This window comes from Halomonas litopenaei, from assembly GCF_003045775.1.
In the GTDB taxonomy this organism is placed as follows: domain Bacteria; phylum Pseudomonadota; class Gammaproteobacteria; order Pseudomonadales; family Halomonadaceae; genus Halomonas; species Halomonas litopenaei.
On the sequence record NZ_PXNS01000019.1, the window covers coordinates 18,335 to 42,031 of the forward strand.

Here is a 23,697-nt window from a genome sequence, read left to right on the forward strand (position 1 = left end):
AGGTGGCGGGGCCAGGTTTCGCCAGCCATGCGTCAACGCCCGGTCACGGGGCGTTACAAGGAGACAACCCATGAGTGATTCGCAAGAGCCGAACCTCTCGTCGCTGCGTCAGCGCATCGACCATATCGACACCGAGATCCTGCGCCTGATCAGCGAGCGTGCCGAGTGTGCGCGCCAGGTGGCGGAGACCAAGACCGCAAGCGACCCCCAGGCGGTGTTCTATCGCCCCGAGCGCGAGGCCCAGGTGCTGCGCCGGGTGATGGAGCTCAACCAGGGGCCGCTGGACAGCGAAGAAATGGCACGGCTGTTTCGCGAGATCATGTCGGCCTGCCTGGCGCTGGAACAGCCGATCAAGGTGGCCTATCTCGGCCCCGAGGGCACCTTTACCCAGCAGGCCGCGCTCAAGCACTTCGGTGACAGCGCCATCAGCCTGCCCATGGCGGCCATCGACGAGGTCTTCCGTGAGGTCGAGGCCGGCGCGGTGAACTACGGCGTGGTACCGGTGGAAAACTCCACCGAAGGCGTGATCAACCATACCCTGGATTCCTTCATCGATTCGGGGCTGCGCATCAGCGGTGAGGTGGTACTGCGCATCCACCATCACCTGCTGGTGGCCGACACTACCCTCAAGGACAAGGTGTCGCGTATCTACTCGCACCCTCAGTCCTTCGCCCAGTGTCGCAAGTGGCTCGATGCCCACTTCCCGCACGCCGAGCGGGTGCCGGTGTCGTCCAACGCCGAGGCGGCCAGGCTGGTCAAGAGCGAGTGGCACAGTGCGGCCATCGCCGGCGACATGGCGGCCAAGCTCTATGGCCTTAGCCACGTGGCCGAGAAGATCGAGGATCGCCCGGACAACTCCACGCGCTTCCTGATCATCGGCAACCAGGACGTGCCCATGTCCGGGGTCGACAAGACGTCGCTGGTGGTGGCGACCCGCAACCAGCCGGGTGCCTTGCACGACCTGCTCGAGCCGTTCCACCGCCACCAGATCGACCTGACGCGTCTGGAGACGCGACCCTCGCGCACCGGTGCCTGGAACTATGTGTTCTTCATCGACTTCTGTGGCCACGTCGAGGAGCCGCGGGTGTCGGCGCTGCTCGAGGAGGTGCGCCTGCGTGTCTCCGAGGTCAAGGTGCTTGGCTCCTACCCCCAGGGGGTCCTGTAGTAATGCAGGAAGAAGGAATGCAGCAAGAAGGAATGCAGGACGTCGCAATGCAGGAAGTCGCAACGCGTGGCGCAGTACCCGCATCCTTGCCTCGGGCTTCACGCATCGTCATCGTTGGACTTGGCTTGATCGGAGGTTCGCTGGCCGCCGCCTTGCGCAAGGCGGGGGTGGGGCAGGGGGATGACAGTCTCATCCTGGCCTGTGACCCAGACCCGAAGGAGCTTGAGTGCGGACGTCGCATGGGGTTGATCGACGCGGGTTCGACACAACTCTCCGAGGTTATCGAGGGTGCTACCCTGGTGGTGCTGGCGGTACCGGTGCTGGCCATGGGCCAGGTCATGGGCGAGCTAGGCGCGTTGCGTGGCCGCGCTGCCGGCGATCTGGTGATCACCGACGTCGGCAGCACCAAGGCAGCGATCGAGGCGGCCGCCATCGAGGCCTTCGGTGAGCTTCCCGCGCGCTTTGTGCTGGGGCATCCCATCGCCGGGTCGGAAAAGAGCGGCGTGGCGGCGGCCAATCCGGAGCTGTACCAGGCCCACAAGGTGATCCTGACGCCTACCTGCGCTACCGACCCCGATGCGCTTGAGCGTGTGCGGGCCCTGTGGCAGTTGACCGGTGCCGAGGTGCTGGAGATGGACGTGGCTCGCCACGATCAGGTGCTGGCGCGCACCAGTCATCTGCCGCATCTGCTGGCTTTCTCGCTGGTGGATACCCTGGCGCGTCAGGATGAGCGCCTCGAGATCTTTCGCTACGCCGCCGGCGGCTTTCGCGACTTCACCCGCATCGCCGGTAGTGATCCGGTGATGTGGCGAGACATCTTTCAGGCCAACCGGGGCGCCGTGCTCGAAGCCCTGGATGACTTCGAGTCGGGTCTGGCCCGACTCAGGGACGCGGTGAACCGTGGTGATGGCGACGGTCTGCTGGCCACCTTCGACCGCGCCAGTCATGCGCGCCACTATTTCGATACTCTGTTGAATCAGACCAGCTATCAGGCGGAATATCAGATGCAAGAATCAGCCATGCTGCGCTACCGGGTGGCCCCGGGCGGAAGCGTCACCGGTCGCATCCGGGTCCCCGGCGACAAGTCGATTTCCCATCGTTCGATCATGCTTGGTGCGCTGTCCGAGGGCGTTACCGAGGTGTCCGGATTCCTCGAGGGCGAGGACAGCCTCGCCACACTCCAGGCCTTCCGCGAGATGGGGGTGGCCATCGAGGGCCCGCACCAGGGCCGCGTGACCATCCACGGGGTCGGCATGCACGGCTTGAAGAAGCCGGCAGGTCCGCTCTACGTCGGCAATGCCGGCACCGCCATGCGGCTGTTTGCCGGGCTGCTGGCGGGGCAGGCCTTCGACACCGAATTGACCGGTGATACCTCGCTGACGCGTCGTCCCATGGGGCGGGTGGCCGATCCGCTGCGCCAGATGGGGGCGGTGATCGACACCGCCGAAGGCGGGCGTCCTCCGCTCAGGATCAAGGGCGGCCAGGCGCTGAAGGGCATCCACTACGACATGCCCATGGCCAGCGCCCAGGTGAAGTCCTGTCTGCTGCTGGCGGGGATGTTTGCCGAGGGTGAGACCCGAGTGCGTGAACCTGCGCCGACCCGCGATCACACCGAGCGCATGCTCAATGGCTTTGGCTACGCCGTCGAGCGCGAGGGCGATACCTGCTGGCTGCAGGGCGGCGGCAAGCTGGCCGCTGGTCCGATCGATGTGCCGTCGGATATCTCCTCGGCGACCTTCTTCCTGGTGGCGGCGGCCATCACTCCGGGCTCCGATCTGGTGCTGGAGCACGTCGGCATCAATCCGACCCGGATCGGGGTGATCAACATCCTGACCGCCATGGGGGCGGACCTGCGCCTCGAGAACGAGCGAGAGGTAGGAGGCGAGCCGGTCGCCGACCTGCATATCCGCTATCGGCCGCTGAAGGGCATCGACATTCCCGAGGACCAGGTGCCGCTGGCCATCGACGAGTTCCCGGCGCTGTTCATTGCCGCGGCCAACGCCGAAGGCACCACGCGACTGCGCGGCGCCGAGGAGCTCCGGGTCAAGGAGTCCGATCGCCTGCAGTCCATGGCCGACGGCATGAGCGTGCTGGGTATCGACAACACCCTTTATGACGATGGCATCGACATCGTCGGCAAGGGCGGCGATGGCGCCAACTATGGCGGCGGGCGCGTGGACAGTCATGAGGATCATCGCATCGCCATGGCCTTCACCATCGCCGCCCTGCGCGCATCAAGCCCGATCGAGGTCAACGACTGCGCCAACGTGGCTACGTCCTTCCCCGGCTTTGTGGAGCTGGCACGAGGTGTCGGCCTTGAACTCGAAGAGGTACGCGAGGAGCAGGCATGAGCGATCATGACGAGCATTCGGCCCCGGTGCTGACCATCGATGGCCCCGGCGGCGCCGGCAAGGGCACCATCAGCCGGCTGATTGCCGAGCGACTGGGCTGGCATCTGCTGGATAGCGGTAGCCTTTACCGGCTGACCGCGCTGTCGGCTATCGGCAAGGGCATCGCGCTGGACGATGAGCCGGCGCTGGCGGCGCTGGCCTCGGCCCTCGATGTGGTCTTTCGCGCCGAAAATGGCGAGGCGGTGGTCGAGCTCGAAGGGCGTGACGTGACTCGCGAGATTCGCACCGAGCAGGTGGGCAACAGTGCCTCTCTGGTGGCGGCGTTGCCGGCGGTGCGCCAGGCGCTGCTCGAGCGCCAGCGGGACTTCCGCCAGGCGCCCGGCCTGGTCGCCGATGGCCGTGACATGGGTACCGTGGTGTTCGTCGATGCGCCCCTGAAGATATTTCTGACCGCCAGCGCCGAGGAAAGGGCGCGCCGGCGTCACCTGCAGTTGCGGGAGGCCGGGGTGGATGCTAGTCTATCGAGTCTTTTGAAGGAGATTCAGGCGCGCGACGACCGCGATACGCAGCGTAGCGTGGCGCCGTTGGTGCCGGCCGATGATGCCATCGAGCTCGACACGACCCGCCTGAGCATACCGGAAGTGGTTGATCGGCTGTCCGAACTGTTGTCCCGAAAGGGGCTCCTGTCCGGCACCTGAACTCCCTTGCGGCGTCCCCGGCCAGATGTCACGACGTGCCCGAGTACAGGAAACGGAAAACTCGGTCAGGTCCAACCAGTGCCAACATCCCCGGGGGTTTTTGAATATGGCCCGCACTTGCTGGTGGTGCGGAGAAGCGGCCCTGCCGCACTCAACGTTGATCACGTAGGAACATCATGAGCGAAAGCTTTGCTGAACTGTTTGAACAGTCTCTCCAGGACATCAACATGGAGCCGGGCGCGATCGTCGCGGCTACTGTCGTCGACATCGAAGGTGACTGGGTCACCGTCAATGCCGGCCTGAAGTCCGAAGGTCAGATCCCTGCCGCGCAATTCCGCGACGACAGCGGCGAACTGACCATTGCCGTCGGTGACGAGGTCCACGTGGCCCTCGAAGCTGTGGAAGACGGCTTCGGCGAAACCCGCCTGTCCCGCGAGAAGGCCAAGCGTGCCGAAGCGTGGAAGGTGCTGGAAGCTGCCTTCGAGAAGGAAGAGATCGTCAAGGGCGTGATCAACGGCAAGGTCAAGGGCGGCTTCACTGTCGACGTCGACTCCATCCGTGCCTTCCTGCCCGGCTCTCTGGTCGACGTTCGTCCGGTGCGCGACACCACGCACCTGGAGAACAAGGAACTCGACTTCAAGGTCATCAAGCTCGATCCGAAGCGCAACAACGTTGTCGTTTCCCGTCGTGCCGTTCTCGAAGCCGAGAACAGCGCCGAGCGTGAAGCGCTGCTCGCCACCCTGCAGGAAGGCCAGCAGATCATCGGTATCGTCAAGAACCTGACCGACTACGGTGCCTTCGTTGATCTGGGCGGCGTTGACGGCCTGCTACACATCACCGACATGGCCTGGAAGCGCATCAAGCATCCGAGCGAGATAGTGGCCGTCGGCGACGAGATCACCGTCAAGGTGCTGAAGTTCGACCGCGAGCGCAATCGCGTCTCCCTGGGTCTGAAGCAGCTGGGCGAAGATCCGTGGGTCAACATCAAGGATCGTTACCCGGAAGGCACCAAGGTGCACGCCCGTGTCACCAACCTCACCGACTACGGCTGCTTCGCCGAGCTGGAAGAGGGTGTCGAGGGTCTGGTTCACGTCTCCGAAATGGACTGGACCAACAAGAACATCCATCCGTCCAAGGTGGTTCAGGTCGGTGACGATGTTGACGTCATGGTGCTGGATATCGACGAAGAGCGTCGTCGTATCTCCCTGGGTATCAAGCAGTGCACCGCCAACCCGTGGGAAACCTTCAACGCCCAGTTCAACAAGGGCGACCGCGTTGCCGGTACCATCAAGTCCATCACCGACTTCGGTATCTTCATCGGTCTGGACGGCGGCATCGACGGCCTGGTTCACCTGTCCGACATCTCCTGGACCGAGACTGGCGAAGAAGCCGTGCGTTCCTTCAAGAAGGGCGATGAGGCCGAAGCCGTCATCCTGTCCATCGATCCGGAGCGTGAGCGCATCTCCCTGGGTATCAAGCAGCTCGATACCGACCCGGTTGCCGAGTTCCTGTCCGTCAACGACAAGGGCACCATCGTCACCGGTCGTGTCGTCGAGGTTGACGCCAAGGAAGCTCACGTCGAGCTGGCGACTGACGTCGTTGCCGTGCTCAAGGCGTCCGAGATCAGCGCTGACCGTGTCGAAGACGCGCGCAACGTGCTGAACGAAGGCGACAGCGTCGAGGCCCGTATCGTCGGTGTCGATCGCAAGAACCGTCAGATCGCCCTGTCCGTCAAGGCCAAGGACCAGGACGACACCCGTCGCAACATGAGCAAGCTGCGCGACCAGGAAGTCGAGACCGGTGGCCCGACCACCATCGGCGACCTGATCAAGCAGCAGATGGGTCAGGACTAAGCCGGACCCCGACACTGTTCGGGACTGGTAATGGTCAAGAGCGCTTCCTTCGGGGAGCGCTCTTTTTTTATATGTAAGAAATTGTAGAGGGCTGGAATGCCCCTCGTGGCGGCGCTGCCTCAGTATTATTGGTGAGTGGGGCGAGTTTTTACCACATATGCTTGAGGGGACGTGTTTTTGGGTTGATGCCCTTGTTGTAAGCATCTACCGTTTGTTAGACAGGATTTTGACTTTGCTTTTGGCCAATAACGTTTGAATAACGTCGTTTGGCTGGTTGTCATATACTCATGCAGGAGTGATAATGCCCCTGCATCCGAAAGCAACTACTATAGGCGTACCTTAATGTCTTCACTTTTGAATGACTATATGCAGATGGAGCAGCAGCTCCAGCAACTGCAGGAAAGACTTGGTCAGCTCCAGAACGATGACCGTCTCAAGTCCGAACTCGAGTTCAAGGGAAAGCTCGAAGAGCTGATGAAAGAGTTCGACAAGAGCGCATCTGACGTCATCGCCATCCTGGATCCGAAGGCCGCTGCTTCCCCGGCAAAGGCCGCTGCCCCGGCCGCTGGCGGTCGTCGCAAGCGCAAGCTCAAGATCTACAAGAACCCGAATACCGGCGAAGTCGTCGAAACTCGTGGTGGCAATCAGAAGACGTTGAAGGCCTGGAAGGAAGAGCACGGTAATGACACCGTCGAGTCCTGGCTGGTGCGTGTAGAAGACTGATGATTGTTTGAGCCGCAGATGAGGGAGTGCCTTGGACGTTGCATCGGTCCGGCACTGTTTCGATCTTCAGGCTTGCGGTGCCAGAAGCCGTCTTGAACCATCGACATGACAGTGACGTCGTCGTATTGTTCGGGACGGTTTCTTTTTGCACGGTATTCCTTGATCGGCTGCGTCTCGTTGGAGGCGAAGCCCGAAGCCCGTAGCTTCGACTGCCCCTTGCGATGTTTCTGGTTTCCGGGGAGGGGACGAAGCGTGGCCTCCCACTGCACCGGTGTGATGCAGGAACAGTGTGATCCAGGCGAAGCGGGGCTGTGGCCTTGTCGTTGCCGGTACTTTGCTTGAATTCTGGTATGATGGAACGCAAAAGGTGGCCACCGAAGTGGCCACCAGAAGGGAGGCTTGCGGGCTCGGAGAGGCTAAGCGATCAGTCCTCTTCGAGTAGCGGCAGTCGCAGTTCCAGCCCATACTTGCCTTTGACCAGCTGAGGCGCTTCGCCGCTCAGGTAGACGCCGTGTTCAGACAGGCCGCGACAGGCCATGAACAGCATGGCGCTGGTCAGGTGTGAGCTGTCCTCGAGGGTGATGCAGGCGTGTCGCTGGGCCGGCAGCATGACCAGGCGGAACGGCAGTGGCAGCGCCAGTCGGTGTGCGTGTTCTTCGTCGACGTGGACACCCAGGTCGATACGGGGCGCCTCGCTGGCCAGCGGGTGATCGTGAAGAATAGCGATCGGTGCCGCGTTGGTGAGGCGTGCCGGCAGATCGTAGGCGCCTTCGGCATTACGCTGCCAGTTGTCCAGGTTCTCGATGATTTCGGGCGGCTGATAGAGGCGGGTAACCGCGGCACGCCGCAGCGGCAGGTCGGCCATCTTCACCGAGAAGTGGGGCAGATTGTGGCGCTGGCGATAGAGTTCCAGGCGCTGGTTCTGGCGGTACTCCCGGGGAGCGACACGGTAGCGGCGCTGGAAGGCGCGGGTGAACGCCGAGTGATTGCGATAGCCGCAGCGCTTGGCGATGTCATGTACGCCGTGGGGCGTATGGATCAGCAGCCTGGCGGCCTTCTCGAGTCGCAGCATGTCGCGGTAGGCACTTGGAGAAATGCCGAACGACTGGCGGAAGCGCCGACGCACCTGGGATGAGGAGTACCCCATACGCGTGGCAAGATCTTCGATACTCAGCTGACTGTCCAGGGTTTCCTGGAGCCAGATTTCGGCGCGCATCATCTCGTTGAACATGGTCTTGCCTCCCTGAACCATCGGCGCGGACTCGACCCTCCCTGGGTCCTCGGAGAGCGAATCCGAGCGTCCGTATCGCTGGTCGTTGTAGTCGGAACATCCGCCTGTCCCGAGGTATGATGGTGTAGGTTTGTAGCGTTAAGATACATCCTGTTACGTAGTTATGCAGTCTAGCGCGCCTGTCTGGCAAGTGCAATGTGCCGTTTTGATCGTTTGTGCACAAAACGTCAGTGATGGATTGCATATCTAACATGCTGTTGTGAAAGTAAAAAAGGCGTTATTTTCGAGCCTTTCTTGATAAGGTGGTGCCGCAGGATACTGAACCTGTCGCACCTCCATCGACGTTAACGACTGGTAACAAATGAAATCTCAGAGTTCCCAAAAGCCTATGGACGAACGCGAGAAGCTTCGCCGCTTTCGTGAATTGGATGACGCCTTCGCGGAAGCGCTGCGCAGCCTGGACAACCCGAACAAGGCCGCCGAGATCCCCACCGGCCCTCCGGTCCGCTCCATCGACAGCCTGGAAGAAGAAGAGCAGCGTCGAAAGGAAGAGGACTTCGAGCGGCGGCTGCTGGGCTTGATCCAGGAATATGCCCAGACCCCTGAATCGGTGCGGGAATTGGTTGCCACGCTGCAATCGATGGGGCGCATCGCCTGACCGCATGACCTCTGCCTTTGTCAGGGGTCATCGAGATGGGTCTTGCCGGACTTCAACCTGTGCGATTTTGACAGGGATTTTCCGACGGCTCTGTGGGTAAAGGCCGTGGCGTCTTTGCGCAAATACTGCAAAATGATGTCAGCAATTGCTGATGTCAGCGCTTGCCGCCAGGCGCGCGCTGCTTTCGGCGGTTGCCGGAACGCAGGCGTCTAAGGTGGGGTGCAGGTGCTTTGGCAGGTCAGCGGCAAGCCTCGTTGAGCGGACGCTTTGGCGTGCGCCGCACCGGGCCCTTCAGCGGTAGCGAAAGACTCTCAAGCTTGGCAGGAAGGGGGTGTCCTCGAGGCGTTCGTCGCTTCTCCGGGCGCGTTGGCGTTCGGCTGGCGGTTGTGCCGGCGGAAGGTTGTGATGGGGGAGCTGCGCCTGGGGCACAAGCAGGGGTAGAGCCGCATTCATGGCACGCCTGAGGCGACCGTCCGGCAGAGGGTCCCGGTAAAAGAGGTTGGCTCGCATCAGCGGTGCCTGTCGTTGCACCTGGGCCAGGGGCTCGCTGGAAGGAATGCCGGCGAGGCGCTCGAGTTGAATGCGAATGTGCGGTGACTCGGTGTCGAAGGCCATCAGCTTGCGCTCGACTTCGGCCACGCTCAAGCGGGTGATGGAGCGTCCGCTGGCGTACCAGGCCAGACGAACCCGCTCCACCGGCGCCTCGGCAATGGGCAGGGCGCGCCAGGTCTGTTTCAGATGGAGGCGGGCGAGGCCAGCGCCCCCCAGGTGATCATTGAGTTCCGGGTGGCGTATCGGCAGCCTGGCCTTGATCTCGGGTATCAGTTGGGGCGATTGCTGGCGAATGACACTCAGCCGTTCAGAAAACTCCGCCTTGGCCTGGTTCAGCGCCAGAGCTGCCTCGCAGGTGACCGGGTCCGCGGCCACCAGTCCGATATAGCTGCGGGTGACACGGCCGTCCTGGCCGTCGACATACCACAGATCCAGTAACGCCTGGCGCAGCCAGTCCGCATCGGCTGTCTCGTGATCGAAGGACCAGGCAGGAAGGCGTGATGCCTGCCAGCGGTCGACGACCTCTCTGGCGCACGCGATGATCCGATCGAACCCTGCGTCGAGCTCTGCCAATAGCTGGTAGGCGGGCCGTGACGGGGCGCTGGCATTGCCTGGCCGGTCCATCGTTCAGTCCTGGTTGTGCAGGTCGCGTTCGGCTCTGGCGACCCATTCATCGATGCTGGTTTCGTCCATGGCGGGTTCGCCGGCAATGCGATGACTGCCATCGGCCCAGGCCCCCAGATCAATCAGACGACAGCGCTTGCTGCAGAAGGGGCGATAGCTGTTCTCGGGCGTCCAGAGTACTTCCTTGCGACATTGTGGGCAGGCAACCTTCAAGGTGCCCTGACGAGTGCTGTGTGACATGTGGGGCTCCTGATGCAAGACGTAAACGTCGATAGCGGAAGTGAAAGGCTCAGGCCTTGGCGGCGAGCCTGCGATAGGTGGCATCCAGTGCCTTGACGGCCTCGGAGAGCGCCGCTAGATCACCGTCATTGGTGATGACATCGTCGGCCAGTGACACCCGCTCGTCACGACCCATCTGCGAGGCCACGATAGCCTTGGCCTGGGCCAGGTCGACATCATCGCGCTGGGTAGTGCGTTCGATCTGCAGCGCTTCTGGTACGTCCACCACCAGGGTGCGCTGGACCATGTCCACCTGCCCGGATTCGAACAGCAACGGGGAAACCAGCAGCACATAGGGGGCGTCTTGCTGCCGCAGCAGCGACAGTCTCGTGACCAGCCGTTCGCGCACGCGTGGATGGGTGGTCGCTTCAAGCCAGCGGCGTTCCTTTTCGTCGGCGAAGACGAGGGCGCGCAGAGCAGCACGGTCGAGGCGACCTTCCCTGGTCAGTATGGCATCTCCATATCGGTCGACGATGGCCTTGAGGGCCGGCTCGCCCGGGGCGACCACCTCTCGCGCGATATCGTCGGCATCGACCCAGCGAGCGCCGTGATCGCCAAACAGACGGGCCACCGTCGATTTGCCTGAGGCGATGCCACCAGTCAGTCCAATTATCATGCCACCCGTACTCCCTTCGTGTGTTCAGCGTAGTGCTTGTGTGGTGCAGTAGCCTGGGCCTTGAGTGCAACGTCGGCAAGCGACGATCAAAGGTTGCAGCGCTGAGAGAACGCAGTTTACGAGGTGCAACCCTGCATTTCGAGACGCCATTCACCCCGTGTCACCGAGCGCAGCCGTCTTCATGTCAGTCCCGACAGCGCCTGATATCCGGTGAGCAGTTCATTGCCGGCGAGCAGGCCGAGACCGCCGGCCAATACCAGCGAAGGACCGAACGGCAAGGGCTGGCCCTTCAGGTGTCGGGACCTCCACTGTATCAGCAGACCTGAAATTGCACCTAGCAAGGCGGCGATCAATATCACCAGTGGCAACAGTTGCCAGCCGAGCCAGGCGCCGAGTGCGGCAATCAGCTTGACGTCACCAAGCCCCATGCCGTCGCGTCCGGTGAGGACGTGAAAGGCCTTGCCGATGGCCCACAGCACGGCGTAGCCGGCGGTGGCCCCGATCACCGCATCATCCAGGCTGGCGGGGTTGAACAGCAGCTGGTAAAGCAGGCCACACCATAAAAGGGGCAGGGTAAGGGCGTCGGGAAGCAGTTGGGTGCGCAGATCGATCACCGCCAGGGCCAGCAGCGTCAGGCTGGCGCCGTAAAGCCACAGGGCAGGCCAGGTGGGCCCGTGGAGGATGCAGAAGCAGACCGCTAGCAGGGCGCTGGCCAGTTCCACCAGCGGATACTGGATGCTGATGCGTCCCTGGCAGTTGGCGCAGCGTCCGCGACGCTTGAGCCATCCCAGCAACGGCAGGTTGTCGTGCCAGGCGATGGGGGTGAGACAGCGCGGACAGCGAGAGCGGGGGCGGGCCAGTGATAGTGGCTCCTCGATGTCGTCCGACAATTCGAGAGCCGCGCGGGCCTCGGTGCGCCACTGTTGCATCAACATGACTGGAAGGCGAGTGATGATGACATTGAGAAAGCTGCCGAGGCATAAGCCCAGCAGAGCAACAAGAGCAAGAGAAGCGAAAGTGACATCCGAAAAAAGCAAAAGGAGCTCCGTGGTTCGGGGGCGGTCAAAGGAGGCTATTCTACCGTTGGCAAGAGGCGATTGTCTGGTGATACGGCAAGGCAGCGGGTGATGTCAGGGGCCTGGACGTCCCTTGCCGGGCTTCCTGCGTCGCCCTTGGGGTGTCACCTGCTCAGCCATTAGTCTAAAATTGTTCCCTTTTTCCGATCAGGTAAGCGACATGACCCAGACGTTCGGACCCGTGATGCTGGATCTCGATGGCCATGAGCTATCGGCAGAGGAGCGATCGCTGCTCGAGCATCCCGCCACCGGTGGTGTCATCCTGTTTGGACGCAACACTCGAGATGCGCACCAGGTGCGCGAACTGTGCCGGTCGATTCGAGAGGTGCGTCCTGATCTTCTGTTGGGCATCGACCAGGAAGGAGGGCGTGTCCAGCGCCTGAAAGACGGAGTCACCCGGCTGCCGCCGATGTCCCGCCTGGGACAGGAGTACCTGGACTCACCCGAGACGGCCGTACGGCTGTGCCAGGACGCCGGCTGGCTACTGGGTATGGAAATGGCCGCCTGTGGCCTCGATCTGAGCTTCGCGCCGGTGCTGGATGTCGACGTCGGGCTGTCATCGGTGATCGGTGATCGCAGCTTTGCCGGTGATCCCGAGACCGTGGCGCTGCTGGCGGGTGCCTTTGTCGAGGGGCTGCACGACGCGGGGATGGCGGCGGTCGGCAAGCACTTTCCGGGGCATGGCGGGGTGAAGGCCGATACCCACCATGAAGTCGCGCGTGACGAACGTAGCCTCGACGAACTCCGACAGCACGACCTGGTGCCGTTTCAGTCTCTGGCACCCAAGCTCGATGGCATGATGCCGGCTCATGTGGTGTATCCGGCCTTTGACCCAAGGCCTGCAGGATTCTCGCGCCCCTGGCTTGGCATGCTGCGTGAGAGCCTGGGTTTCAAGGGCCTGATCTTTTCCGATGACCTGACCATGGCCGGCGCTCAGGTCGCCGGTGGGCCGGTGGAGCGCGCCCAGGCGGCCCTCGACGCCGGCTGTGACATGGTGCTGGTGTGCAATGACCGAGCCGCTGCCAAGGCGGTGCTCGATGCCTGCGCCGAGCGTACCGTTCGCCGGGCTTCACGCTTGCGCTATGGCCGCGCTCGTCCTGACCTGGACGCCTTGCCGGCCCTGTCTCGCTGGCGCCGGGTACACGCTCGCCTCGAGGCGATGACTTCCGATTGATGTTTGAAACGAGTTGACTGTTATGCCGAAACTGGACCCTGCCCATAGCGCTTCACGTGACGATATGCGTGAGGTGATGGACACCGCGGATTGCCTGATCAGCCATGATGAAGTCGAGCGTGCGCTCGATCGCATGGCCGAGGAGATTACCCGGGATCTCGGCGATGAACTGCCGGTGTTCTACTGCGTAATGAACGGTGGCTTGATCACGACCGGTCACCTGCTGCCGCGTCTGGGCTTCCCGCTCGAGGTGGACTACCTGCACGCCACTCGCTATCGCGGCAAGACCCGAGGGGGCGAGCTGTTCTGGCGTGTCTCGCCGGAGATTCCCATGGCCGGACGTCATGTGGTGATCGTCGACGATATCCTCGATGAAGGTGCCACCCTGGCTGCCATCCTCGACTATTGCCGCGAGGCCGGCGCCAAGAGCATCTCCACCGCGGTACTGGTGGACAAGAATCACGACCGCAAGGCAGTGCCTGGCCTCAAGGCCGATTACTGCAGCCTGGAGGTCGCCGACCGTTATGTGTTTGGTTTCGGGATGGACATTAAAGGCTATTGGCGCAACGCCCCGGGGATCTTTGCCCCCAAGGGGATGTAGGGTAAGGGCAAGACCGACCGCTACGTCTTTGGTTTCGGGATGCTGATATAAGGTCGGTAAAGGTTACTGGCGCAACGCCCCTGGTATCTTCGCGCCGAAGGGGATGTAAAAAGGTAAGGGCAAGACCGACCGCCAGTGTCCGGCTTCAGTAATACAAGAAGCGCCCCGGGGATACCCTCCGGGGCGCTTCTGTTTTTGGGTATCAGGTAAGCCAGGAGCTTGGCTTTCAAGTTCTTGGCTTTCAGGCCCTTGGCTTTCAGGTCCTGCTATTCAGACTCAGGCCAGCCCCAGTTCGTGGGTAGCTTCTTCACGCATCTTGAACTTCTGTACCTTGCCGGTAACGGTCATCGGGAACTCGTCGACGAACTTGACGTAGCGCGGCACCTTGTAGTGCGCGATCTTGCCCTTGCAGAAGGCCTTGAGTCCTTCCTCGTCGAGCTGTTCGCCTTCGCTGAGCTTGACCCAGGCCATGACCTCCTCACCGTACTTCTGGTCGGGTACACCGATGACCTGAACGTCGGAGATGGCGGGATGGGTGTAGAGGAAGTCCTCGATCTCGCGGGGGTAGATGTTCTCGCCACCGCGAATGATCATGTCCTTGATACGCCCGACGATGGCCACATAGCCTTCATCGTCCATGGTCGCCAGATCGCCGGTATGCATCCAGCCGGCGTTGTCGATGGCCTTGGCGGTGGCTTCCTCGTTGTTCCAGTAGCCGAGCATCACGCTGTAGCCACGGGTGCACAGCTCGCCGGTCTCGCCCTTCGGGACTACTGCGCCGCTTTCCGGATGCACCAGCTTGACCTCCAGATGCGGGTGGATGGTGCCCACCGTGGTGACGCGCTTGTCCAGCGGGGCATCGGTGGTGGTCTGGAAGCTGACCGGGCTGGTTTCGGTCATGCCGTAACAGATGGTCACGTCCTGCATGTTCATCTGGTCGATGACCCGTCGCATCACCTCGATCGGGCAGATGGAGCCTGCCATGATCCCGGTACGTAGCGACGACAGGTCGTAGCGTTCGAAGTCCGGATGCTCGAGCTCGGCGATGAACATGGTGGGGACACCGTACAACGTGGTGGCCTTTTCTTCCGCCACCGCTGCCAGGGTGGTCTCGGGGTCGAAGCCGTCGGCGGGGTAGATCATGGTGGCGCCGTGGGTCACGCAGCCCAGGTTGCCCATCACCATGCCGAAGCAATGGTAAAGCGGTACCGGAATCACCATGCGGTCCTGATCGGTCAGGTTCATCGCCCTGGCCACGAACATGCCGTTGTTGAGGATGTTGTGGTGGGACAGGGTGGCGCCCTTGGGCGCACCGGTGGTGCCGGAGGTGTACTGGATGTTGATTGGTTCATCGAACTGCAGACCTGACTGCACCTCGGCCAGTTCCTCGGCGCTGACTTCGTCGCTGCGCTCGAAGATGCGCTCCCAGGCCAGCATGCCTGGCAGGGTCTTGGCCGAGTCGAGGCAGATGACACGCTTGAGCTCGGGCAGTCCGGCCAGTTTGAGCGGGCCAGCCCCCTGGACGTCGTTGAGCTCCGGGGCAAGCTCCGCCAGGGTAGCCACGTAGTCCGAGGTCTTGAAGCTGCCCTGGAGGATCAGCGTCGAGGTGCCCGACTGCTTGAGCGCGTAGTCGAGCTCATGGGTGCGGTAACTCGGATTGATGTTGACCAGGATGGCGCCGATCTTGGCGGTGGCGAACTGGGTGATCGTCCATTCAGCGCAGTTGGGTGACCAGATGCCCACCCGGTCGCCTTTCTTGACGCCCATGGCCAGCAGCGCGCGGGCCGCCTGGTTCACCTCGTCCTGGAGCTCGCGCCAGCGATAGCGTAGCCCCTGGTGGCGGCTGATCAAGGCGTCCTGGTCGGGGAAGCGGGATACCGTTTCGTCGAAGCAGTCACCGATGGTCTGGCCCTTCAGGGGCAGGTCACTGATGCCGCTGACGTAGCTCACGCTCGAGGGTGAGGGCGTGGTCGAGGGAGCGAGATCGGGAGAGGAAGCAGACTGGCGTGTCATCGTGGCTCTCGTCTTGTCGTCTGGTGATTGCCGTGGGGCAGGGTGTTGTCATTGTTCGGGGCAGAGCATTGGCAGTCAGGGTGTCGCAGCAGGCGAGGGACCAGCAGCCAGTCGTGGAGGACGGGAGCTAGCCCTTCTCGCCGAGCTGTCCCAGGGCGTCCCGGGCTCGCCGGTCGACATCGTCCATCTCGAGGCGCATCAGGCGGATATCCTCGAGCTGGCGGTCGAGCTCGGCACGCTTCTCGGCGATGATCTCGAGTAGACGCTTGAGCTGGCGGGCGTTTCCGTCCGGCATGGCGTCGTACATCATCACCACCTCGCGTATCTCGGCCAGCGAAAATCCGAGCCGCTTGCCTCTGAGCGTCAGTTTCAGGCGCACCCTATCCTTCTCGCGATAGATGCGCTTCTGACCCTGGCGTCGGGGCGCCAACAGCCCCTCCTGCTCATAGAAGCGGATAGTCCGAGGCGTCACCTCGAACATCTTGGCCAGCTCTCCGATACTGTAGGTGCGGGAGATCGCGGTGGGCTGGCGAGCTTCGTTGGAGGAGCCTGAGGCGCGGTTGGCGCTGGCGGTTTTGCTCATGATGCTCTGTCCTGTTGGGAGGACCCGACGCGGCGGGGTCCTTGGAAAAGACACTAGTCAAAGTTTACGTTAACGTAAAGTGGATGTAGCGAAATTGACCCTCGCCCGGGCAAGGCGCCCCGGTATTCAGGGCCGCAGCGACGTGTACGACTATGGGTTGATAGGTCGAAAACCGAGCAAGTGCTAGGTTGGGTCCCATTGCATGGCGGGGAAGCCGCCCGGCCGGCTGAATGGCCAGCCGAACGGTTCGCTGTCCGACTCGCTGTCTGGCTCGCCATCGACGTCTTGAACATGAGGATGCCACCATGGACTTTTCCCTTACCGACGATCAGAAGGCCCTGGTCGACGCCGCCGCCGACTTTGCCCGAGTCGAACTCAAGGATCACGCCGCCGAGTGGGACGCCACGTCGCACTTTCCGCTGGACGTCATCCGGCGCGCCGGCGAAGCGGGCTTTCTGGGGATCTATACCCCGGAAGAACACGGCGGTCTGGGGCTCTCGCGCCTGGATGCGTCGCTGATCTTCGAGCAGCTGTCGCAGGGCTGTATCGCCACTACCGCCTACCTGACCATCCACAACATGGTCACCTGGATGATTGCCAACTGGGCCACCGACGGCGTCCGTGATCGCTACGTCGAGTCCATGGTCAGTGGTGAGTGGCTCGGTTCCTATTGCCTGACCGAACCCGGTGCCGGTTCCGATGCTGCCAATCTGCGTACCAAGGCCGTGCGAGACGGTGATGATTATGTCATCGATGGGGCCAAGATGTTCATCTCCGGTGCCGGTTCCACCGAGGTGCTGGTGGTGATGGCGCGCACCGGTGAGCCGGACAGCGGCGCCCGTGGCGTCTCGGCCTTTGTGGTACCGGCGGACGCCGAGGGCGTCAGCTATGGCAAGAACGAGGACAAGATGGGCTGGAAGAGCCAGCCGACTCGGCTGGTCAGCTTCGATGGTGTGCGGGTGACCGCCGACCATCGTCTGGGTGAAGAGGGCGAGGGGTTCCGGTTTGCCATGAAGGGGCTGGACGGTGGCCGTCTCAATATTGCCAGCTGTTCGCTGGGGGCGGCCCAGCATGCGCTGACCCTGGCGCGCGACTACCTCGGCGAGCGCAAGCAGTTCGGTCGCGAGCTGTCGTCCTTTCAGGCGCTGCAGTTCCGTCTCGCCGACATGGCCACGGAATTGATGGCGGCCCGTCTGATGGTACGCCAGGCCGCCTGGCGGCTGGACCAGGGCGATCCCGAGGCGACCGCCCACTGCGCCATGGCCAAGCGCTTTGCCACGGACATCGGCTTCAAGGTCTGCAACGAGGCACTGCAACTCCACGGGGGCTACGGTTACATTCGTGAGTACCCGCTGGAGCGCCTGGTCCGCGATACCCGGGTGCACCAGATTCTCGAGGGGACCAACGAGATCATGCGCCTGATCGTCGGTCGTCGCCTGCTCGCCGACGGCGTGGTCGAATCGCTGCAGTGACGTCGGAGTGAACAGACAGCGCATGGAAAAGAGTGCAAGGAGCCAAACGATGAGTCACGACCTGGTCAGATTCGAACGCCGCCCGGCGGCTGGCGGCGGTTGCATCGGTATCGCCACCCTGAACGCGCCCAAGGCCTTGAACGCCTTGTCGCTCGAGATGATCGAGCTGCTCGACGAAAAACTCGAGGAGTGGGCCCAGGACCCCGATGTTCACGCGGTATGGCTTGACGGTGAGGGGGACAAGGCCTTCTGCGCCGGTGGCGATGTGGTGGCGCTGGTGCGAGAGCTCAAGCGCGAGCAGGAGGCCGGGCGCGGTGTCGGCAGCTATGCCAGCCACTACTTTTCCGCCGAGTATCGCCTCGACTATCGACTGCATACTTATCCCAAGCCGTTGCTGGTGTGGGCGGACGGCATCGTCATGGGCGGTGGGCTCGGCCTGACCGCCGGTGGTCGGCATCGTCTGGTGACCGAGACCACTCGGATCGCCATGCCGGAGATCACCATCGGTCTGTATCCGGATATCGGTGCCAGCTGGTTTCTCAACAAGATGCCGCCGGGGGTCGGGCTCTACCTGGGTCTTACCGGTGCCAGCATCAACGCCAGGGACGCCCTTGACCTGGGCATGGCGGATCGTTTCGTGCCGCGCGAGCGTCGCGACGAGCTGCTCGCGCGACTCTGCGACTGCCACTTCGCCCCCGGCCACGTGGATGACGCCGAGGCGCTGGTGTGCGATGTGCTCGGTGAATTCGAGGCGCCGGAGAAGGCCCCCGGGGCGCAGGTCTGGCCTCAGCTGGATCACATCACCTCGCTGACCCTCAAGGGCCGCGTGGAGGACGCCGTGGCTGCCATCCTGGGCGATGATCGCGACGATGACTGGCTTTCGGCCAATCGCGCACGACTCGAGAAGGGCTGCCCACTGACCGCGCACCTGGCCTGGCGGATGCTCGAGCGACATCGCCACTCCTCGCTGGCCGACGCCTTCCGCGACGAGCTGGTGGTGTCGATCCAGTGCAACGTGCTGGGCGACTTCGCCGAGGGAGTGCGCGCGCTGTTGATCGACAAGGACAAGTCACCGCAGTGGCGGCATCGAGACGTCGCAAGCGTAGGCAGCGCCGATCTGGCGGCGATGTTCGGAGCCCCCTGGGGCAACGGTCCCGGGCCACTGGACGACCTTTGATCGCCGCGAAACGCGACAGCACAACAATCACAATTCGTTAGATAGCCAGGAGACATCTTATGCAAATCGCCTTTATCGGCCTTGGCAACATGGGCGCGCCGATGGCCGCCAATCTGGTCGGCGCGGGCCACCAGGTGCGGGTCTTCGACCTGGTCGAATCGGCCATGGCGACGCTTGAAGAGCAGGGCGCGAGTCGGGCGAGTTCCGCCCTGGAGGCCGCGGAAGGCGCCGAGGTGGTGGTCTCGATGCTGCCGGCGGGGGCGCACGTCAAGGCGCTGTACCTCGGCCGTGACGGTGCCGAGGGACTGCTTGACCAGCTTTCGTCGCGGCCCTTGCTGCTCGATGCCTCCACCATTTCGCCGGACGATGCCCGGCTGGTGGCGGGCGAGGCCGCCAAGCGTGGTCTGGCCTACCTCGATGCGCCGGTGTCCGGCGGCATCGGGGGCGCCAAGGCCGGCACCCTGACCTTTATCGTCGGTGGCGACGCCGACGCCTACGAGCAGGCCCGTCCGGTACTCGAGGCCATGGGCAAGAACCTGTTCCACGCAGGCCCAAGCGGCAGCGGTCAGGTGGCCAAGATCTGCAACAACATGCTGCTTGGCATCCTGATGAGCGGTACCGCCGAGGCGCTGTCTCTCGGGGTCAAGAACGGCATGGATCCGGCTGTGCTGTCGGAGATCATGAAGCAGAGCAGCGGCGGCAACTGGGCATTGAACGTCTACAACCCCTGGCCCGGGGTAATGGAGGGTTCCGCCGCCTCACGTGACTATCAGGGCGGCTTCTTGACCGACCTGATGGCCAAGGACCTGGGGCTTGCCTGGGAGCTGGCGCTTGAGTCCCGCGCCAGCGTGCCGATGGGTTCCCAGGCGCGCAACCTGTTCGCGCTGCACAGTGCCCAGGGCAACGGCGGTCTGGATTTTTCCAGCATCCAGTCGCTGTACCGGGCCGGCGAGTCGTCCGGCCAATAGCCGGGCCGACGACGTTCGGGCCTCGTCGTTCGACGTCGAGGCCCGTGATTCGTCATCGCTCGACCAAGGTGGGGGTTGGCAAGACCGACCATTAGGTCTACATTTGGTGAAAATGTAGAAATTCTGGAGCCCCCGCCATGACCAGCATCACCCCCGTTACCTGGGAAGATCCCTTCCGCCTCGTCGATCAACTCGACGAGGAAGAGCGTATGGTCCAGCAGACCGCCCACGACTACTGCCAGGAAAAGCTGCTTCCCCGGGTGCTCGAGGCCAACCGTCACGAGCGCTTCGATCGCGAGATCATGAACGAGATGGGGGAGCTTGGACTGCTCGGCGCCACCATCGATGGCTACGGCTGCGCCGGCATGAACTACGTCAGCTACGGCCTGATCGCCCGTGAGGTCGAGCGGGTCGATTCCGGCTATCGCAGCGCCATGAGCGTGCAGTCGAGCCTGGTCATGTACCCGATCCACGCCTTCGGCAGCGACGCCCAGCGCGATCGCTACCTGCCGAAGCTTGCCAGCGGTGAGTGGGTGGGCTGCTTCGGTCTGACCGAGCCGGACCATGGCTCCGATCCCGGCAGCATGTCGACCCGGGCCTATCGCACCGACTCCGGCTGGCGCCTGAACGGCACCAAGACCTGGATCACCAACTCGCCGATCGCCGACGTCTTCGTGGTCTGGGCGCGGGACGAGGAGGGGGTGGTCCGCGGCTTCGTGCTCGAGAAGGGCATGCCTGGTCTCAGCGCGCCCAAGATCGAGGGCAAGTTCAGCCTGCGCGCCTCCATCACCGGCCAGATCGCGATCCAGGACGTCGAGGTTTCCGACGACCAGCGCCTGCCTGGCGTGCAGGGCCTGAAGGGGCCTTTCTCCTGTCTCAACCGCGCCCGCTATGGCATCAGCTGGGGTGCCATGGGCGCCGCCGAGGCCTGCTGGCACGCCGCACGTGACTACACCATGGAGCGCAAGCAGTTCGGCCGTCCGCTGGCCGCCAATCAGCTGATCCAGAAGAAGCTCGCCGACATGCAGACCGAGATCGCCCTGGGCCTGCAGGCGTCGCTGCGGGTGGGGCGGATGATCGACGACGGCCAACTGGTGCCCGAGGCGATTTCGCTGATCAAGCGCAACAACTGTGGCAAGGCGCTGGATATCGCCCGGGTCGCCCGGGACATGCACGGCGGCAACGGCATCAGCGACGAGTACCACGTCATCCGTCACGTCATGAACCTCGAGGCGGTCAACACCTACGAAGGCACCCATGATGTGCATGCCCTGATCCTCGGGCGTGCCCAGACCGGCCTGCAGGCCTTCACCGGGTGAGTGACACCGCCATGCACCAGGCAGACAGCCCAGCGGAGGCCGGCGCCGGCAATACGACAGGCGGTAGCGGTCCAGGCAAGAGCGCGCAAGCTGCCAGCGCCGCCAGACCGCTCGAGGGGGTTACCGTGCTGGACATGTCGCGGGTGCTGGCCGGCCCCTGGTGCGGCCAGCTGCTCGGCGACCTCGGCGCTCGGGTGATCAAGATCGAGCACCCCGGTCGTGGCGATGACACTCGCGGCTGGGGGCCGCCCTGGCATCAGGGCGAGCCGATCGACGGTGATGCGGTCGAACGCCAGGCCGCCTATTACCTCTGCGCCAATCGTGCCAAGCAGTCGTTGGCGGTGGACATCGCAAGCGCGGATGGCCAGCGCCTGATCAAGGCGTTGGCCAAGGGCGCCGACATCGTGCTCGAGAATTTCAAGGTCGGCGGGCTCGCTCGCTATGGCCTCGACGCTGCCTCGCTGCGAGAAATCAATCCGGCGCTGGTGGTGTGTTCCATCACCGGCTTTGGCCAGACCGGACCCTACGCCCACCGGGCAGGCTACGACTTCATGATTCAGGCCATGGGCGGCTTGATGAGTCTGACCGGCGACGCCGACGGCATGCCGATGAAGACAGGAGTGGCGATCACCGACGTGATGACCGGGCTTTACGCCACCGTCGGGGTGCTGGCGGCATTGCATCGCCGGCGCGAGACCGGTGAGGGCAGCCATGTGGACCTGGCGCTGCTCGACGTTCAGGTGGCGACCCTGGCCAACCAGGCGCTCAACACCCTGGTCAGCGGTGTGGCACCGCAGCGCTTCGGCAATGCTCATCCGAATATCGTGCCCTACCAGGCGTTCGCCTGCCGCGATGGTCATCTGGTGCTCACCGTGGGCAACGACGCCCAGTTCGCCCGCCTGGCTGAGTTGCTCGGGCACCCCGAATGGGCCGAAGGCGACTACGCCACCAACGAAGGACGGGTCGCCCATCGCCAGGATCTGGTGGCCTTGATCCAGGGCATTCTGAGCGGCGGTGAGCGCGATCACTGGCTCGCCGAATGCGAGGCCCGGGGGATACCGGCGGGGCCCATCCATACCTTGCCGGAAGTGTTCGCCGATCCTCAGGTGCGTCACCGTGGCATGGCCCGGGAGATCGACGGCGTACCCCAGGTCGCCAACCCGCTGCGCTTCGATGGGGCCAGTGCCACCGCCGATTTCGCGCCACCACGCCTTGGAGAGCACAGCGACAGGGTGCTGACCGAGATGGGGCTGTCGGCGTCCGATATTGAGCGGCTGCGCAGGGAAGGCATCATCCGCTAAGCCCCCCAGCAGTACTTGAGTGCACACGGCCAGGCCCGAAGGGGCCTGGCCGTGTTGTTGGCGCGGTCGTTGATGCCAGGGGCGATGTCAGGATTGATGCCAGGGTCGATGTCCTGGTGGACGGCCCGATGGCCGATAACCCGCGGGTGGTGATCAGGTCAGATGGTTGTCCCAGCGCAGCGGCAAGGCGGCCAGTTGGTGATGGCGGCCGCCATCGTCTATTCGGTGGACCTCGCCACTGCCGGTGGTGACCAGATAGCCTCCGGCGCCGTCGCAGCGAACGCCTGCCGCGTCCTCGATATCGAACTGTGCCAGCAGCTCGCCGCTGGTCCTGCCCAGCACCAGCACCTTGTTGCCTCGTGGGGCGGAAATCGCCGCGCTCGGGCGCACCTGGCTGGTCGCCACGCTGGCGGTGTACTGGGCCAGACGCCCTTGCAGGGGCGAAGGCAGCACCTGCTCGCTGAAGCTGCCGTCGGGGGTGCGCCTGGCGATGAGCGGGTGGTCGGTCTCCCACTCGGGGCCCTGGAACTGGTAGCCGGCGACGACGGTGCCGTCGGGGGCGATGTCCAGATGGCGACAGCTCAGCTGGTGGTGGGATGGCCGATGGCGTTCGAGGATCTCGCCGCTATGGCGATCGAGCAGCAGCAGGGCGGGGTCCATGTCCGAGAGGTTGAGCTTGGCCCGCCCGCTGTCGGGATGGGTGCGGATACCGCCCAGCGCCACCACCAGGGTCTCGCCATCGGGCATCAGGCCGACCTCGTGGGGACCGATGCCGTCGAGAAGGTGGTCGCCCACATGCCGGTAGCCTTGCTCGGCGTCGTGCACCTGAACCAGCCCCATGGCGTCGTCGATGCGATTGGCGGTGACGTAGAGCCAGCGACCGCTCGGGTCGAACACGCCGTGGCCGTAGAAGTGCCGGCCCTGGCTTGCGCTGATCTCGAGTGTCGATGCCTGGCGCCTGGCGTCGAGCACATGGAAGCGTTGGCCTGGCCGTCGAGCGAACAGTACCACCTCGTCGCGGCCCGGTCTGAGGCAGCCGCCGTGGCAGCGCTCCGGGCTCGGCAGCAGAAAGTGACCCGCGCCGTCGCGGCGCAGCCCTGCCAGGTGGTGTCCACCGTCGCTGTCGTCCACCGCGCTGAAGTACCACTGCCGGCGGCCATCATCGTCCAGCGCCCACAGACTGGCCGGCAGGCCGGTGGCGGCCAGTCCCAGCAGCGACGCCTTGAGCAGGCGCCGCCGGGACAGAGAAGGAAGTGACGCCAC

Annotated in this window: 21 protein-coding genes and 1 pseudogene; 14 read left to right on the forward strand and 8 right to left on the reverse strand. The window is 63.6% G+C overall.

Annotation, left to right across the window (positions count from 1 at the left end; all coding sequences use genetic code 11):
* The first annotated feature begins 70 nt into the window (after positions 1-70).
* The 5 genes from pheA (at position 71) to C6W88_RS20240 (ending at position 6,790) form a co-directional block, all read left to right on the forward strand.
* A complete protein-coding gene (gene pheA / locus C6W88_RS20220) occupies positions 71-1,165 on the forward strand; it encodes a prephenate dehydratase (protein WP_045994814.1) in 1,095 nt (364 codons plus the stop codon).
* 47 nt (positions 1,166-1,212) lie between these two features.
* Positions 1,213-3,516, forward strand: coding sequence for a bifunctional prephenate dehydrogenase/3-phosphoshikimate 1-carboxyvinyltransferase (locus tag C6W88_RS20225; RefSeq protein WP_108133795.1), 2,304 nt, complete (start codon positions 1,213-1,215; stop codon positions 3,514-3,516).
* The gene (cmk, locus tag C6W88_RS20230) at positions 3,513-4,214 is read left to right on the forward strand and encodes a (d)CMP kinase (RefSeq protein WP_045994816.1); all 702 of its coding nucleotides are present in this window, start codon (positions 3,513-3,515) and stop codon (positions 4,212-4,214) included. The genes C6W88_RS20225 and cmk overlap by 4 nt, the downstream gene beginning before the upstream one ends.
* A 176-nt stretch (positions 4,215-4,390) precedes the next feature.
* Entirely contained in the window at positions 4,391-6,067 is a 1,677-nt protein-coding gene (rpsA, locus tag C6W88_RS20235) for a 30S ribosomal protein S1 (RefSeq protein ID WP_045994817.1), read from the forward strand.
* Between the two features lie 342 nt (positions 6,068-6,409).
* Positions 6,410-6,790 (forward strand): histone-like nucleoid-structuring protein, MvaT/MvaU family, encoded by a 381-nt coding sequence (locus C6W88_RS20240; RefSeq protein WP_108133796.1) that lies wholly within the window; start codon positions 6,410-6,412, stop codon positions 6,788-6,790.
* Positions 6,791-7,214: 424 nt separating this feature from the next.
* Here the strand turns inward: C6W88_RS20240 and C6W88_RS20245 are convergent, their stop codons facing one another.
* The gene (locus tag C6W88_RS20245; RefSeq protein WP_045992373.1) at positions 7,215-8,021 is read right to left on the reverse strand and encodes a helix-turn-helix transcriptional regulator; all 807 of its coding nucleotides are present in this window, start codon (positions 8,019-8,021) and stop codon (positions 7,215-7,217) included.
* Between the two features lie 361 nt (positions 8,022-8,382).
* Between C6W88_RS20245 and C6W88_RS20250 the strand changes: the two genes are divergently transcribed.
* Complete coding sequence (locus C6W88_RS20250; protein WP_045992371.1) at positions 8,383-8,679, forward strand: hypothetical protein; 297 nt, start codon at positions 8,383-8,385, stop codon at positions 8,677-8,679.
* A 291-nt stretch (positions 8,680-8,970) separates the two neighbouring features.
* On the opposite strand, the gene C6W88_RS20255 is transcribed toward C6W88_RS20250, so the two are convergent.
* The 4 genes from C6W88_RS20255 to C6W88_RS20270 form a co-directional block, all read right to left on the reverse strand.
* Entirely contained in the window at positions 8,971-9,855 is an 885-nt protein-coding gene (locus C6W88_RS20255; protein WP_108133798.1) for a DNA replication terminus site-binding protein, read from the reverse strand.
* A gap of 3 nt (positions 9,856-9,858) precedes the next feature.
* The gene (gene yacG / locus C6W88_RS20260; RefSeq protein WP_045992369.1) at positions 9,859-10,095 is read right to left on the reverse strand and encodes a DNA gyrase inhibitor YacG; all 237 of its coding nucleotides are present in this window, start codon (positions 10,093-10,095) and stop codon (positions 9,859-9,861) included.
* A gap of 49 nt (positions 10,096-10,144) precedes the next feature.
* Complete coding sequence (gene coaE / locus C6W88_RS20265; protein WP_045992368.1) at positions 10,145-10,750, reverse strand: dephospho-CoA kinase; 606 nt, start codon at positions 10,748-10,750, stop codon at positions 10,145-10,147.
* 179 nt (positions 10,751-10,929) lie between these two features.
* Positions 10,930-11,787 carry a prepilin peptidase gene (locus C6W88_RS20270; RefSeq protein ID WP_231498729.1) on the reverse strand — a complete coding sequence of 286 codons (858 nt, stop codon included), beginning with the start codon at positions 11,785-11,787 and terminating at the stop codon, positions 10,930-10,932.
* A gap of 199 nt (positions 11,788-11,986) precedes the next feature.
* On the opposite strand from C6W88_RS20270, the gene nagZ reads away from it, so the two are divergent.
* The 3 genes and pseudogenes from nagZ to C6W88_RS22155 form a co-directional block, all read left to right on the forward strand.
* A complete protein-coding gene (gene nagZ, locus C6W88_RS20275; RefSeq protein WP_108133799.1) occupies positions 11,987-13,000 on the forward strand; it encodes a beta-N-acetylhexosaminidase in 1,014 nt (337 codons plus the stop codon).
* A 22-nt stretch (positions 13,001-13,022) separates the two neighbouring features.
* Positions 13,023-13,601 (forward strand): hypoxanthine-guanine phosphoribosyltransferase, encoded by a 579-nt coding sequence (locus C6W88_RS20280; RefSeq protein WP_045992365.1) that lies wholly within the window; start codon positions 13,023-13,025, stop codon positions 13,599-13,601.
* 15 nt (positions 13,602-13,616) lie between these two features.
* Positions 13,617-13,710 (forward strand): annotated as a pseudogene (locus tag C6W88_RS22155) (hypoxanthine-guanine phosphoribosyltransferase); the annotation flags it as partial.
* Positions 13,711-13,877: 167 nt separating this feature from the next.
* On the opposite strand, the gene C6W88_RS20285 reads toward C6W88_RS22155, so the two are convergent.
* Both C6W88_RS20285 and C6W88_RS20290 read right to left on the reverse strand, forming a co-directional pair.
* Positions 13,878-15,614 (reverse strand): AMP-binding protein, encoded by a 1,737-nt coding sequence (locus C6W88_RS20285; RefSeq protein ID WP_108133800.1) that lies wholly within the window; start codon positions 15,612-15,614, stop codon positions 13,878-13,880.
* Between the two features lie 127 nt (positions 15,615-15,741).
* Positions 15,742-16,197, reverse strand: a complete 456-nt coding sequence (locus C6W88_RS20290; RefSeq protein WP_269320711.1) for a MerR family transcriptional regulator — start codon at positions 16,195-16,197, stop codon at positions 15,742-15,744.
* A 305-nt stretch (positions 16,198-16,502) separates the two neighbouring features.
* On the opposite strand from C6W88_RS20290, the gene C6W88_RS20295 reads away from it, so the two are divergent.
* The 5 genes from C6W88_RS20295 to C6W88_RS20315 all read left to right on the forward strand — a co-directional run bounded on the left by C6W88_RS20295 (position 16,503) and on the right by C6W88_RS20315 (position 22,434).
* Positions 16,503-17,669 (forward strand): acyl-CoA dehydrogenase family protein, encoded by a 1,167-nt coding sequence (locus C6W88_RS20295; protein WP_108133801.1) that lies wholly within the window; start codon positions 16,503-16,505, stop codon positions 17,667-17,669.
* Positions 17,670-17,718: 49 nt separating this feature from the next.
* On the forward strand, positions 17,719-18,846 hold the full coding sequence (locus tag C6W88_RS20300) for an enoyl-CoA hydratase/isomerase family protein (RefSeq protein ID WP_108133802.1): 1,128 nt from the start codon (positions 17,719-17,721) through the stop codon (positions 18,844-18,846).
* A 59-nt stretch (positions 18,847-18,905) separates the two neighbouring features.
* Positions 18,906-19,814 (forward strand): 3-hydroxyisobutyrate dehydrogenase, encoded by a 909-nt coding sequence (gene mmsB / locus C6W88_RS20305; RefSeq protein ID WP_045994917.1) that lies wholly within the window; start codon positions 18,906-18,908, stop codon positions 19,812-19,814.
* A gap of 137 nt (positions 19,815-19,951) precedes the next feature.
* Complete coding sequence (locus C6W88_RS20310; protein WP_045994918.1) at positions 19,952-21,133, forward strand: acyl-CoA dehydrogenase; 1,182 nt, start codon at positions 19,952-19,954, stop codon at positions 21,131-21,133.
* Positions 21,130-22,434, forward strand: coding sequence for a CaiB/BaiF CoA transferase family protein (locus tag C6W88_RS20315; RefSeq protein WP_258183982.1), 1,305 nt, complete (start codon positions 21,130-21,132; stop codon positions 22,432-22,434). The genes C6W88_RS20310 and C6W88_RS20315 overlap by 4 nt, the downstream gene beginning before the upstream one ends.
* A gap of 153 nt (positions 22,435-22,587) precedes the next feature.
* Here C6W88_RS20315 and C6W88_RS20320 read toward each other — a convergent pair whose 3' ends face one another.
* Positions 22,588-23,697 carry a DUF1513 domain-containing protein gene (locus tag C6W88_RS20320; protein ID WP_231498730.1) on the reverse strand — a complete coding sequence of 370 codons (1,110 nt, stop codon included), beginning with the start codon at positions 23,695-23,697 and terminating at the stop codon, positions 22,588-22,590.